Origin of the sequence: Jeotgalibacillus terrae (genome assembly GCF_016908195.1) — a bacterium.
GTDB lineage: Bacteria > Bacillota > Bacilli > Bacillales > Jeotgalibacillaceae > Jeotgalibacillus > Jeotgalibacillus terrae.
In genome coordinates, this window is the sequence record NZ_JAFBDK010000007.1 from 1 (window position 1) to 13,123 (window position 13,123).

At 45.5% G+C, this 13,123-nt stretch carries 13 protein-coding genes; 4 read left to right on the forward strand and 9 right to left on the reverse strand.

Annotated features, from left to right (window positions below; genetic code table 11):
• Window positions 1–254: 254 nt before the first annotated feature.
• Window positions 255–1,520, reverse strand: coding sequence for a hemolysin family protein (locus tag JOD21_RS08305; RefSeq protein WP_204729167.1), 1,266 nt, complete (start codon window positions 1,518–1,520; stop codon window positions 255–257).
• Between the two features lie 627 nt (window positions 1,521–2,147).
• Between JOD21_RS08305 and JOD21_RS08310 the strand changes: the two genes are divergently transcribed.
• On the forward strand, window positions 2,148–3,521 hold the full coding sequence (locus JOD21_RS08310) for a dipeptidase (protein ID WP_204729168.1): 1,374 nt from the start codon (window positions 2,148–2,150) through the stop codon (window positions 3,519–3,521).
• A 37-nt stretch (window positions 3,522–3,558) separates the two neighbouring features.
• Here the strand turns inward: JOD21_RS08310 and JOD21_RS08315 are convergent, their stop codons facing one another.
• The 7 genes from JOD21_RS08315 to JOD21_RS08345 form a co-directional block, all read right to left on the reverse strand.
• Window positions 3,559–3,756, reverse strand: coding sequence for a hypothetical protein (locus JOD21_RS08315; protein WP_204729169.1), 198 nt, complete (start codon window positions 3,754–3,756; stop codon window positions 3,559–3,561).
• Window positions 3,757–3,802: 46 nt separating this feature from the next.
• A complete protein-coding gene (locus JOD21_RS08320) occupies window positions 3,803–4,015 on the reverse strand; it encodes a hypothetical protein (RefSeq protein ID WP_204729170.1) in 213 nt (70 codons plus the stop codon).
• A 98-nt stretch (window positions 4,016–4,113) separates the two neighbouring features.
• Window positions 4,114–4,764: a 3'-5' exonuclease gene (locus JOD21_RS08325; RefSeq protein WP_204729171.1), complete on the reverse strand. Its 651-nt coding sequence runs from the start codon at window positions 4,762–4,764 to the stop codon at window positions 4,114–4,116.
• A 13-nt stretch (window positions 4,765–4,777) separates the two neighbouring features.
• Entirely contained in the window at window positions 4,778–6,652 is a 1,875-nt protein-coding gene (locus JOD21_RS08330) for a DUF294 nucleotidyltransferase-like domain-containing protein (protein ID WP_204729360.1), read from the reverse strand.
• Window positions 6,621–8,297, reverse strand: a complete 1,677-nt coding sequence (locus JOD21_RS08335; protein WP_204729172.1) for a sodium:solute symporter family protein — start codon at window positions 8,295–8,297, stop codon at window positions 6,621–6,623. The genes JOD21_RS08330 and JOD21_RS08335 overlap by 32 nt, the downstream gene beginning before the upstream one ends.
• 58 nt (window positions 8,298–8,355) lie before the next feature.
• A complete protein-coding gene (locus JOD21_RS08340) occupies window positions 8,356–8,658 on the reverse strand; it encodes a DUF4212 domain-containing protein (protein ID WP_204729173.1) in 303 nt (100 codons plus the stop codon).
• Window positions 8,659–8,690: 32 nt separating this feature from the next.
• Window positions 8,691–8,939 carry a hypothetical protein gene (locus JOD21_RS08345; protein ID WP_204729174.1) on the reverse strand — a complete coding sequence of 83 codons (249 nt, stop codon included), beginning with the start codon at window positions 8,937–8,939 and terminating at the stop codon, window positions 8,691–8,693.
• A 203-nt stretch (window positions 8,940–9,142) separates the two neighbouring features.
• Here JOD21_RS08345 and JOD21_RS08350 point away from each other — a divergent pair, with 203 nt between their 5' ends.
• From JOD21_RS08350 to JOD21_RS08360, 3 genes are all read left to right on the forward strand, one after another.
• Window positions 9,143–9,358, forward strand: coding sequence for a YuzF family protein (locus JOD21_RS08350; RefSeq protein ID WP_204729175.1), 216 nt, complete (start codon window positions 9,143–9,145; stop codon window positions 9,356–9,358).
• 62 nt (window positions 9,359–9,420) lie between these two features.
• Window positions 9,421–10,314, forward strand: coding sequence for a manganese catalase family protein (locus JOD21_RS08355; protein ID WP_204729176.1), 894 nt, complete (start codon window positions 9,421–9,423; stop codon window positions 10,312–10,314).
• 117 nt (window positions 10,315–10,431) lie between these two features.
• Window positions 10,432–10,623 carry a YwbE family protein gene (locus JOD21_RS08360; RefSeq protein WP_134382349.1) on the forward strand — a complete coding sequence of 64 codons (192 nt, stop codon included), beginning with the start codon at window positions 10,432–10,434 and terminating at the stop codon, window positions 10,621–10,623.
• Window positions 10,624–10,875: 252 nt separating this feature from the next.
• On the opposite strand, the gene JOD21_RS08365 is transcribed toward JOD21_RS08360, so the two are convergent.
• Complete coding sequence (locus tag JOD21_RS08365) at window positions 10,876–13,122, reverse strand: helicase C-terminal domain-containing protein (protein WP_239581503.1); 2,247 nt, start codon at window positions 13,120–13,122, stop codon at window positions 10,876–10,878.
• Between the last annotated feature and the right edge of the window lies 1 nt (window position 13,123).

Genomic DNA, 13,123 nt, shown 5'->3' on the forward strand with positions numbered 1-13,123 from the left:
TTGGGTTTGATGGTTTCTTACTTTCTTATACCCAGTTAACCTACGAATGTACGAATAAGGAGCTAGTTTTGTTCATGATAACTCGCCTTCGGCTGCGGGGTCTCAGCTTCCCTCTAATCGTCCCGGAGTCACCGCCCTACGCTCCGCTGCACTTAGATTTCAATAAACTGAAGTGTTACGATTCAAATTTTATATATGACTTCTATAATTAATATAAATATATAAAAAAAACTGATGGCATCTGCCATCAGCCATCAGCTTTCGATATCTTTATCATCTTCAATTCCATCGATCATGCGTTTTTCAATACGGACCTTCGTAATTTTGTTCTTTTCCATTTCAAGAACAGTAACACGCAGGTGCTGGTAATCAAATTCATCGCCTTCTTCAGGTAAATGACCGATTTCTTTTAGCACGAATCCGGCAAGTACATCCTGTTCTTCAGGAATTTTAGTTGAGAATACTTCATTCAGTCTGTGAATATTCAGCTTACCGTGGCAGACAATTGTCCGTTCTGTCAGTTCATCAATCCACGACTCTTCTTCATCATCATTTTCATCAGCAATTTCCTGGCCGATCATCGCTTCAATAATATCTTCATGCGTGATGATGCCTAGCGTTCCGCCGTACTCATCAAGTACAATCGCAAAATGCTTTTTTGCCTGAAGCATGCGTTTGAAAATGCGTTCGATTGATGTTGTCTCAACTGTGAATAATGGATCGTTATCCATAAATTCAGTCAACGGCTTCTCAGGCGTCAGTGACCATTCAATCACCTGCTTGGAATGAAACACACCGACAATGTTATCCATATTTTCTTTATATACAGGATAGCGCGTATACGGATTATCAATGACATAATCACGCACTTCCTCGTAAGTCGTTTCAATCGGGATCCCGATAATATCAACACGCGGCGTTTTCATTGCATCGCCTACGTCCTTTTTCTGAAAATCAAGCACACCTTTAATACGAAGTGACTCATCACCTAAAAATGTTCCTTCAGTTGATGCGATATCAACCATTGTACGAAGCTCTTCTTTGGTAATCGTCGCTTCCTTAATATCACCTTTTGATAAAATACGGATAACGATATTTGTAAACTTGGATAAAAACCATGTAATTGGCTTAAAAATGGTCATCAGAATCCGGATCACCGGTGCCACAATATAAGCAATGCGGTCTGCAAACGTAGCTGCAATGGTTTTTGGCAGCACTTCCGAAAATATAATTAACGTTACAGTTAAGATCCCTGTTGCCAGCGCTACCTCGATGTTGTACTCAATTGCAATAACAGTTACGAGTACAGGTAACAGGATATTGGAAATATTATTCCCAATCAGGATTGTCGTGATCATCTGATCAGGCTTTGACACCTGTTTCAACAGTTTCTCAGCCGCACGATCACCCTGTTCAGCACGGGTCTTAACCTTCATTTTGTTAACAGCAGTAAGCGCTGTCTCACTCCCCGATAAAAAGAATGAGGCAAAAAGCAAAGCAGCTATGGCTATAAATTCCAACGATATTCCTCCTGGTAAATTAGCAGTATGTAAAAAATATAGATAGAACTAGCGTATACTATCCGTTCTGAAAATTCCACTGTCATATACTGAAAAATCAATCTTTTTGTCGATAAGGGAAAGTGAATTGAAAAGAATTAAAATGTGGAGTAATGTTAAAGAGGATTGGTGATCTGCCTTACGGGAGCGGCATTACATAATACCTAAAACAACGAAAGCCCTAACCTCTCTTTCGTCCTTGCAGCTCCGAAGCTGCGCCAGTGTGAATCAGATACTACTTTAAAACGTTCAATTCGTTCTTAAAGTAATCTGGAATTTTTGGTCTGAATCGGTTCGGTGAGATAGAACCTTTAGAAGTGCACAGTTACTGCGTAGTAGTTTGAAGTACTGTCTCCGGGCAACGACCCCGGCATTTTTAGAGGGTTTTTGCTTCAATCGGTGAAATAGCTTAACTGCTTAGCAAACTCAGAAGGTGAGTCGCTGAATTCAGGCCTTGGATTTCCAGACCTTGTTATTTAATTATGGCGGCTGGCGATATCCGCCGAACAACCGCTCCCGTAAAACGATCAACCACTAGCATAACAAAGCACCAGCATATTGTCAAACTTAATTAAGGAGTGTTTTATCATGACATTAGATCAATACTTTCAGAACAATCGAGACCGTCATCTGGCAGAACTGACAGAATGGCTCTCGATCCCAAGCGTCAGCTCTCTTTCAGAACATAAGCAGGACACGCTGAAAGGCGGCGAATGGATTGCGGAAAACCTGCGGAAGATCGGTATGGAAAATGTACAGATGATCCCTACAGCAGGACACCCGGTCGTCTACGGTGACTGGCTTCATGCAGAAGGCGCGCCTACTGTTTTAGTATACGGGCATTATGACGTGCAGCCCGTTGATCCCCTTCATCTGTGGGAAACTGAGCCATTTAAGCCGGCGATCCGCGATAACAAAATATTCGCGCGCGGCGCAACCGATGATAAAGGCCAATCATTCATGCATGTAAAAGCAGTTGAAGCTTTATTAAAGGAAAACGGCAGCCTGCCAGTTAATCTGAAGTTTCTAATCGAGGGTGAAGAAGAAATTGGCAGCGTAAACCTTCCGAAGTTTGTTGAGGAAAACCAGGACCTGCTTTCATCAGATGTGATCGTCATTTCAGATACAGGTATGCAGGAAAAAGGACAGCCGGCGATCTGCTACGGACTGCGCGGCCTTGCCGGCATCCAGATCGATGTAAAAGGTGCTAAAGGTGACCTTCACTCAGGCCTTTATGGAGGCGCTGTGCAAAATGCACTGCATGCGCTTGTCAGACTGCTGGACTCATTCCGTAACGAGGATGGCATCATTCAAGTTGACCGCTTCTATGATAAAGTCGAACCACTTACTGATGAAGAAAAAGCAGCTTATGAAGCATTGAACTTTTCTGACGAGACATTGAAAAAAGAGCTGGAAGTCGATGCGCTATTTGGTGAAAAAGGCTATACCTCACTTGAACGCATGTGGACACGTCCTACGCTTGAGATCAATGGCATGTGGGGCGGGTTCGAAGGTGAAGGGATTAAAACAGTTCTGCCAAATGAAGCGCATGCAAAAATTACATGCCGCTTAGTCCCTCATCAGGATCCTGATGAAATCGTTGAGCTGCTGACAAAGCATGTCAACGCACATACGCCTCCAGGTGTCACAGTTGAAGTCACGCCATTCGATAAAGGAGCGCCATATGTAACGCCTTATGATCACCCTGCGATCCAGGCTGCAGGTGCGTCATATGAAAGAGTCTACGGTGTCCCGACACAGTTTATCCGCGGCGGCGGTTCTATCCCGATCGTCGCAACTTTTGATCAGATTCTGCAAAAGCCGATCGTGCTGATGGGCTTTGGACTGCCGGGCGAGAACTTCCATGCACCAAATGAGCATTTTCATCTTGAAAACTTTGATCAGGGGCTGCGCGTGATTGCAGATTACTACAGCACGCTTCCTGAAGTGTTGAAGAAATAAATGATATTTGCCGCTGCTCCTTTTGGGGCGGCGGTTTTTAAATGGATTTGGGACGGGAATCTGGCGTAAGGATAAGTAGTTCTTTTGATACGATTTCAGGAAAGTCAGTGAAAATTTCCTGAACCATCTGAGTAATTTCCTGAACACCCGTGGTAATCTCCTGAACCACACATGTAATTTCCTGAACACCCCCGGTAATCTCCTGAACCAGCCCCCTCCGCCGCCATAACCCCAAACAAAAAACCGCCCGGCACCATCACCAAACGGTTTTAACACAATGATTAAGTATCCATCAGCCGGTTGCTTGCAATCAACCTGTACACTGTACTGACCGACCGATTTTTTTGTTCCCATTCTTCTGTAATTACATCAGGAATCTTGTATGACTGCTCCATCCGGATCATTAAATCTGCATATCTTTCATCTAGTAAATCTACTGGGATGATTTCTGCTTTTAATGTATGGAATTCCTGTAAAATGCTTTGAAGTGTCATCTCTGACAATCCTCTCTTCTCTCAATTTACTTCGTGCACCTTACTATTCCCACATAACAAAGATTGTCAAACCATTTCCAGCACATTTCAGCCAAAAGTCATATCGTTCTTGATGATTTGAGAGCGAGCAGTTCTCCCCACGTAGTGATTCCCCTGTCCTTTACGCGTTCACAGAGCTCACAAAACAAGTAAGCAGCGGTCATCGCATCCCCGAGTGCTGTGTGACGGTCATACATTCTTGTTTCAAAAACTGACGCATAATAAGCAAGATCCTTCATCTCCCAGGTCGGCACGAGATAAGCCAGAAGATCAAGTGTATCGATTGCCGGCGGCTCCTGATAGCGGAGAGAATTCCGCCTGAGCTCATGTTTTAAGACAAGGAGATCAAAAGAAAGATAGTGACCGGCAAGAGCGTGTGTCTGAAACTTCCTGCCTTTTTTAAATAATAATTCAATGACTTCCATTGAATCAGGGGCACTCTCCACATCGGCTGCAGTAATCGATGTCAGGTCTGTAATGACAGGTGGAATATCCCTTTTCGGATTCACGTATGATTGAAACGCTTCTTTTTCAAGCACCTTTAAATTGGACACCGGTACTGCCCCTACTTCAATCAAACGGTCATCTTTACCCACAGCAAAGCCGGTGGTCTCAGTGTCCACAACGAGCAGATTCAGTTCATTCAGCGGAGTGGAAAGCGGAATATCTGTGATGATCTGATCATCAAATTTCTTTGACCATATCGGCATGACGCTTCCTCCTTCACACGCCCAGTTCTCTTACTGCTGACTGTTGAAAGTTCCGCAGCGTTTCGAGAGATCTGGACAGTATTGCTTTTTCACGGGAAGTCAGTTGATCGGGTCTGACTTCAGAAGTGCCTTCCTGTTTGCGCTGAAGGTTAAGTGAGAGTATAAAATCAACGCTTTCCTTCAGCTCTGTCTCATCTTCTATTCTTCCTTTTTCCGTCAGCCTGGCTATTCTTTCAGCAGTTGACCCTTCTATCACTCCTGCAAGGATCGAGCTGATCTGCAGTGCATGATGGAAAGGGAAGAGCACCTGCTTTTTCAGATCAATCACTTTTCCTTCACGCAGCAGCAGGCTCCTGATCCGGTGGTCAATTGACGGGATTGGTGTGGATCTGATTTCTTCTGCCATCTGCCTGAGCAGCACCCCTGAATGCTTCAGTTCTCTTTCAATGCCGCTCATAAACGAATGATGGACTTCAGCACTGCCATACAGGTGCCTCATCGCAAAAAAGTTATAGGCGTATAAGATATTTTGCGGAGTTGAGCGCAGCGCCCATCTTCTGATCCGCTGCTGCCAATCAGATACCGTTCCTCTCCACATTGGATTACTGACCATCATATCTCCGTCACATAATGCAAACCCGGCCATTTCCATCAGGGAAGTAACTACAGCTCCCAGCTTTTCAAAATATGCTTCTTCTGCCTCACCATTCTTTTCAAAAACAAGGAAGTGGTCCTGATCTGTCATCTGAAATTGTTCACCCCGCCCTGCACTGCCCATCTGGTAGAAGGTGAAAGTGCATGGCGGCTGCCCGATTTGGCTGACCGCTACATTCAGAATCTGTACAGTGAGCTGGTCAAATAACGGTGTCATAGCTGAAGACAGCATCCGGATACTTGCACGTTCTTCAATTAAACGGGAAGCCATTTTTTTCAGCTCAGCTGACAGTTTTCCGAGCGTTTCCGGCTGAAGTGCGTAAATCTCTTTCATTAAATGCTGAATAGAACGGTGACGCTGCTTCAGTACATCAGAAAGCGTCAGCATGCCCACAGGACGCTCTCTGTCATCAAGTACCACAATATGCCGCAGGTCTCCTTCAAGCTGAAAAACTGAAAGTGCATCATAATAGTAGGCACTTCGTTTGATCACTGCACATGTTCTCCCGATATCAGACAGGTTGTCCTGCAGTGGTTTCTTGTCAGCGATCGCCTTCATGACTTCCCTCATTGACACGATATACGGCGTGTCTTTTTTCACATACACAGCTGCACTCAGTGCATGACGGGTCATAAAGACAATTGCTTCTTCGATGGTGCTATCAGCTGAAACGGTAAGCAGCGGGGAGGACATCATGTCCTGCACCCGCTGAAATACCTGCTTTTGCTGTTCGGCCCAACCAGCCTGCTGCATCTGTTCAGTCAGAGACTGATATACATCCTGCAGGCGGAAGATCGCTTTTTCAAGAAAGTACTGCTGTACAGAGGGCTCCCCCCAGAGCTCTTTCAGTACACTGTAAGGAATGAACAGACCCTGCGTTGTTTCAAACGCAACAATTTCTACAGTGTTGACCGGTTCATCCGATGGTTTTAACATCGTACTGATACTGGCAAGTCCGACAATTTCGCCAGGACCTGCAAGCTCAAGCACTTCTCTTTCATTCTGGAACCCTGTTGCATATACTTCCGCAAGACCGGATGTGATCAGCAGGATTCCTTCCCTTTTTTTACGCGCATCCGCTATTAAAACACCTTTATCGTACTGCCGCTCCTGGCATGCCTGATAGATCCTGCTGAACGATTCATCAGATCTGTTTTTAAAAAGCGGTGTCTCTTTAATAAATGCTTTGATCGATTCACCATCACTTGGACGGCGGTACGTCGTTTCCGTCATCAAGCCACACCTCTCCATCGCGGTAGGTCATCTGCTCAGGGTAACGAAGGTCGATAACCTCCTCCTGAATCTTCTGTGAAGGCGGTTTTGTTGCCAGTGATACAGCTACGTTTGCAATGATGGCTGCTGATGCCCCGAATACGCCGGCACCTGTATCGATAATACCCAGGATCGTGAAGCCGCCGTATTTAGCAGCGAAAATGTAGCCAAGTGTAACAGACAGCCCGACAAGCATGCCGGCAATAACCCCTTTAGCATTCGAACGCTTCCACCACACACCAAGCAGCAGCGCAGGGAAGAATGACCCGGATGCGAGTGCGAATGCCCAGGCCACAATCTGCGTAATCGCTCCCGGCGGATTAAGTGCAATCACACCTGCAGCAAGTGAAGCAAGGACGATTGACCAGCGGCCGACAGCCAGACGTTTTTTATCTGAAGCATTCGGATTGATTGATCGGAAATAAATATCATGTGACAGTGATGCAGAAATGGCGATCATCAGACCACCGGCTGTTGATAATGCGGCAGCCATCGCGCCAGCTGCCATCAGACCGATCACAAACACGCCGAGATTTGCGATCTCAGGTGTTGCCATTACGACAATATCATTGGCAATTTGAAGTTCCTGCCATTGCAGGATCCCGTCCCCGCTTGTATCAGCGACCTGGAGCATGCCCGTATCAACCCAGGATGCAGTCCAGGCAGGAAGCTGATTAATCGGAGAACCTGCTACCTGCGTCATTAAGATAAAACGCGAGAACGCTGCATAAGCAGGTGCAGAAAGGTAAAGAAGTCCAATGAATAACAGTGCCCACGCACCACTCCAGCGGGCAGCTTTCATGGTTGAGACTGTATAGAATCGTACAATTACGTGTGGAAGCCCTGCAGTACCGGCCATCAGTGTAAACATCAAGGCCAGGAACTGCCATTTGGTTCCTTCTGTAAACGGTACGACGTATTCAGAAATACCAAGCTCCCTGTCAAGTACTCTCATCTCTTCAATAATTGATCCGTAAGAAATCCATGGCAGCGGATTATTTGTCAGCTGCAATGCCATGAAAATAACAGGGACAAGATAGGCAGTAATTAACACACAATACTGTGCTACCTGCGTCCAGGTGATTCCTTTCATCCCCCCAAGCGCTGAGTAAAAGGCGATCAGACATGCACCGATGATCGTCCCGATCCGGTAATCCACTTCAAGCAGACGGCCGATAACAACGCCTGACCCTGACATCTGACCGATTGAATACGTAAAACTGATAATAATGGTCGCAACAGCTGCAATGAGACGTGCAAGATTACTGCCATAGCGGTCCCCGATGAATTCAGGCACTGTATAACGTCCGTATTTACGAAGCTGAGGTGCCATCAGGAAGGTTAGTAGTAAATAACCCCCGGTCCAACCCATGATATACCCGAGCCCGTCATATCCCATGACCATGACAGTTCCGGCCATCCCGATGAATGAAGCTGCACTCATCCAGTCAGCACCGATCGCCATCCCGTTATAGATTGGCGGTACACCACGCCCGGCTACATAAAAGTCTGAAGTTGCTTTTGCCTGATTATAAACGGCAATGCCTATGTAAAGTCCAAATGTAACAAGTATAAATGCCAGTGATACTAAAAACTGAGTATCCATTCTGTTCCCCCTTTGAATGACTTACTGTCCATTTTAATTGTCCAGTCGACTTTCCCCTTTAATGATCAACTGTTTTACCAGACCCGATTGACTCGTTCCGCGCTTCATCGATTCCATACTTTTTATCGACTTTGTCACTGACAATCGCATTGACAAACAGCAAAATAATAAACGTCAATACAGCACCCTGAGCACCCATATAATAGTGGAGCGGAATGCCGTTGAACGTAATCTCTGACAGCGGCTCTGCAAACAGGACAACACCGTATGAAACAATCGCTCCGATTGCCAGATAAATCATAATGAGCGTTGTACGTGTCTTGAAATAAGAGTCAGCCACTTTCTTGTCAATCTTCTTCATATTTCTCCCCCTTTTCCAATTAGCCCCTTAAATCAAAAATAAATGTCACAGTGTCCCAAAATGGCATCGGCACCTTCGCAATTTCCACCACAAGCAGCGCCGCCACAGCTATTAGAGGTGTAAACAACAGCTTTTTCTTCTTCAGCTTCAATGCAAAGAAGACTGACAACACAGTGAGTATTCCAATAAACCAAACTGAAAACATATAATCCCCCCTTTTTGTAAGCGTTATCATTTTGTTGTAAAAAAGTACGAATATTCAACCTTTTTACATTATTCATTTAATTAGCACCTGATGTCAAGATTTGTTCACAATGTAAAAAAGGTCCAAAGTCCTGTTTCATATTTTCATTGAAAATCTGTCCCTTATATAAAAACGTATCAGAACAACCCTGACGTTCATTTACCTCACCTGTACTATTACAAAAAACAAATTTATTTTTTTTGCATATACTACATCATTCCGAAAGAGGAGATGATGATTATGAATAGTCAGGAAACTACATTTGTAAGTAATTACGATCCGTTTGTCTATCAGGCGGTAAATTCACTGATAGGAAGCATGATTACAGTGCAGACTACTAAGAATCCTGTTCAGGGAATGCTGACAAGCGCGGCACCGGATCACATTGTGATAGAGATCAACAAAGTTCCTTTCTTCATTCGAACTCAGCAAATAGTATGGATATCCCCATCATAGAAGCATAATGACTATTCACGCTTCATACAGTTAGCAGAGCTACCATTTAGAGGAGGGACTGTATGTTTAAGCGTGTGAATAAATTACTGATTGATCTGCCAGCTCCTGAGTACGGCGATGCAAATGCTGCAGCCGCGGTTCAGGAGCTGCTTGGCGGTAAATTCGGTGAAATGTCTACATTAAATAATTATATGTATCAGTCATTTAACTTCCGGCAAAAGCACAAGCTTAAGCCTTTTTATGATCTTGTTGCGAGTATTACAGCAGAAGAATTCGGACATGTTGAGCTGGTCAGTAATACGATCAATCTCGTTTCTAAAGGAACAACCTTTACAGCACCGCCCGATCTAACTCCGCTTAGTAACGCCACCGATAAACGCAACACTTATTCATTCATTGCCACCGCTCAAACTTCACTTGCAGGTGACTCAATGGGGAATTCGTGGCGCGGTGACTATGTCTTCTCAAGCGGCAATCTGATTCTGGACCTGCTTCATAATTTCTTTTTGGAAATAGGGGCCAGAACCCATAAGATGAGGGTCTATGAAATGACCGATCATCCGACTGCACGTGAAATGATCGGCTATCTTCTCGTACGTGGAGGAGTGCATATTCTTGCTTATGCAAAAGCCATTGAAATTGCTACGGGCACTGATCTGACAAAAATGCTGCCAATTCCAAACCTTGATAACCGTGTATTCGATCATGCCAGAAAGTATGAAGACCAGGGTGTCGGCAACGTTCTATTCACCTGGAGTGACAATGACTATAAAGATATTAAGCAGATTTGGAAAGGAACAAATCCAGCTAATGGTCAGCCGCTGATTGTGAAGGAAGGGATTCCTGAAGACGGCGGGGAGATTCCTGACCTGAATGACCTTCCGGAAGAGTTTGCACCAGGGATCGACCGGGATTTATATGAACAGATTGCTAAAAGGCTTAAAGCGAATATGTGAGTTCTATCCCCTGTACAGGACCACGACACAGATGATCATCAGTCAATCCTGCAGAAGCTGAGGTGCTTTTGCTTTTCTTTGTTATAATAATAGAAAAGCGAAACGGGGTATTTCATTATGAATGGACAAAAGCGCAGTGATATTGCTGCCGGTAAACAGGTTGACATTGTGTTAAAAAAAGACCAGCGATCAGGTAACCTGACCACTGGTACAGTAAAAGATATTTTAACGAATTCACCCTCTCACCCGCACGGCATTAAAGTACGTCTTGAGGACGGACAGGTCGGGCGCGTGAAGAAGGTTTACTGATTTTGATGACGGTGCGGTCCGGGAGTTAGTCTCCGGATCGTTTTTTCGTACGGGAGCGGGGTAGGTCTAATTACACTATACGTCGAAGTTTGCTCTGTTAGTGGCGAACCGCACGTGTTTTACGTCGAACATGACTGGTTGATCGTCGAACGATCAGCGTTTTACGTCGAACACACCCAGTTGAACGTCGAACGCCCAGCGCATCTCACTGAACACCCCATCATAAACGCCGAACCGGACTTCTTCCCCCCGTCACCGCCACTCCTCCGGCAGCAGCTGCTGATACTGACCCGTCAGATAACGGTCATCAATCAGCAGCAGAATCCCGCTGTCCTTTTCGGTCCGGATCAGCCGGCCGCCAGCCTGAAGTACTTTATTCATACCGGGAAACACGTAAGCATACTGATAGCCGTTCAGGCCTTTTTCCTGAAAATATTTTTTCAGCTGATCACGTTCAGGGTTGATCTGAGGCAGACCGACGCCGACGATCGCAACACCTGTCAGCTGTTCACCCGGCAGATCGACGCCTTCAGAGAAGACGCCACCAAGCACCGCAAATGCTGCGATCCGGTTTCCGCTTTTAAAAGCAGCCAGGAACTCATCACGCTCAGCCTCCCCCATTCCTGCAGACTGCATCATCAGATCCGTCCCTTCTATTCCTTCTTCCTCAAAATACTCATACGCCATCTTCATATAAGCATAGGAAGGGAAAAAGATCAGGAAGTTGCCTGTATGACGCAAAATCGCTTCCCTCAATTCATCTGTAATTCTCTTAATGGTTGCTTCACGGTCTTTATATTTTGTTGATACCGGGACTGTCCTGACCTCAATCTGTTCCTTACTGAAAGGAGAAGGTAGGTCGAGCTGGAAATCTTCCTGTTCACCGCCAAGCATCGTTCTGATATAGGATACAGGCTGCATCGTTGCACTGAAGAACACTGAAGCCCTGTACCCTTTTGCAGATCCCTGTATAAATGCCGATGGATCCATACAGACGATCTTAACCAATACGTCATTGCGCATTTTTTGAATATAGATATAAAATCGCTCATCCACCTGTTCAGCAGCTGCAATCAGCTGGCGCACAGCAAAATATTGATCAATTACCTGTTCATCACGCACACCTGACTGCACGAGCCGCTCCGCTTCTGTGTAAAATTCCTGAACGGCTTCAAGCCACTGCTCCGGCAGCTCATGAACAATCTCAAATGATTCCTCAAGCTCTTTTTTCACTTCCAGAAACGCCTTATTCACACGCTTCGCCGCTTTACTCAGAGCCGGGTGCTGATCATTTCTGCTGATCTGCAAAAACGTCTGCTTCGTCAGCGCAGCTGAATACATACTGCTTGCCCGGTCCGGCAGGTTGTGCGCCTCATCGACAAGCAGCACGGCACGGCTTTTCTGTTCCCCGGCCATCCGTTTTCTTGACACGCGCGGATCAAAAATATAGTTATAATCTCCAATCATCGCGTCTGTTACATAAGACAGATCCATCGAAAATTCAAAAGGACACACGCGGTGCTTCATCGCATAGGACTCAATTACACTGCGCGTCATCAGTGTCTCATGCTCAAGAATATCCATCATTGCCCCGTTGATTCTGTCAAAATGACCATCAGCAAATTCACAGTATTCCTTCTGGCAGATTGTTTTTTCCTTAAAACAGATTTTATCCTTGGCTGTCATAGAGACAGCAGACATCCTGAGACCACCTTTTTGCATCAGCTGAAATGCTTCTTCAGCAGCAATACGCGTCGTTGTTTTAGCTGTCGTATAGACGATCTGATTCACTTTCTCTTCCCCAGCCGCTTTGATTGCAGGGAACAGTGTTGAGATCGTTTTACCGATCCCTGTCGGCGCCTGGGCAAACAGCTTTGCTTTTTCATCAATCGTCTTATAGACTGAGCCCGCAAGCTGCCGCTGTCCGGGCCTGAATGCTGGAAATGGAAAGCTGAGTGACTCAATCGATGACTGCCTTTCTGACTTCAGACGCTGCATCAGTGTCGCAAACGGTTCATAGACACGTACCATCTCAATCACTTTATCCCGTAAAAATGCTGCTTCATATGTATCGATAAAACGCTTCTCTTCGCGCGTGGATGACTGCACATAGGTCACTTGCACCTGAATGTCCTCAAGCGCCATCTCTTCCGTTAAAATCCACGCATAAACAAACGCCTGCGCTTTGTGGACCTCTGCAGGCGATTCTATGTCTTCAAGCTGCCTTGAGGTGGATTTAATCTCATCTACGATATATCCACTCTCATGCTTTAAAAGGCCGTCACAGCGGCCTTCTAAAATAAACGTTTTACCATCAAATTCGAGCCTTCGTGACAGAAACTTCTCTTTTTCATCTTCATCGCCGTACGTTTTCTGGATCGCCTGATGGATTCTGGTCCCTTCCATCATGGCGTTCGCACTGCCAATAGCAGCATCAATACTGCCGCTGCGGTGAACGTATTCGGCAAGTCTTCTGGCAGATAAGGTGACCGGATCCATC

Coding starts and splice junctions, on each gene's coding strand:
- JOD21_RS08355 (WP_204729176.1), top strand. CDS start 9,421: ATGTTTAAGCGTGTGAATAAATTACTGATTGATCTGCCAGCTCCTGAG.
- JOD21_RS08335 (WP_204729172.1), bottom strand. CDS start 8,297: ATGGATACTCAGTTTTTAGTATCACTGGCATTTATACTTGTTACATTT.
- JOD21_RS08320 (WP_204729170.1), bottom strand. CDS start 4,015: ATGACACTTCAAAGCATTTTACAGGAATTCCATACATTAAAAGCAGAA.
- JOD21_RS08330 (WP_204729360.1), bottom strand. CDS start 6,652: ATGACGGAAACGACGTACCGCCGTCCAAGTGATGGTGAATCGATCAAA.
- JOD21_RS08350 (WP_204729175.1), top strand. CDS start 9,143: ATGAATAGTCAGGAAACTACATTTGTAAGTAATTACGATCCGTTTGTC.
- JOD21_RS08325 (WP_204729171.1), bottom strand. CDS start 4,764: ATGCCGATATGGTCAAAGAAATTTGATGATCAGATCATCACAGATATT.
- JOD21_RS08345 (WP_204729174.1), bottom strand. CDS start 8,939: ATGAATAATGTAAAAAGGTTGAATATTCGTACTTTTTTACAACAAAAT.
- JOD21_RS08360 (WP_134382349.1), top strand. CDS start 10,432: ATGAATGGACAAAAGCGCAGTGATATTGCTGCCGGTAAACAGGTTGAC.
- JOD21_RS08310 (WP_204729168.1), top strand. CDS start 2,148: ATGACATTAGATCAATACTTTCAGAACAATCGAGACCGTCATCTGGCA.
- JOD21_RS08340 (WP_204729173.1), bottom strand. CDS start 8,658: ATGAAGAAGATTGACAAGAAAGTGGCTGACTCTTATTTCAAGACACGT.
- JOD21_RS08365 (WP_239581503.1), bottom strand. CDS start 13,122: ATGGATCCGGTCACCTTATCTGCCAGAAGACTTGCCGAATACGTTCAC.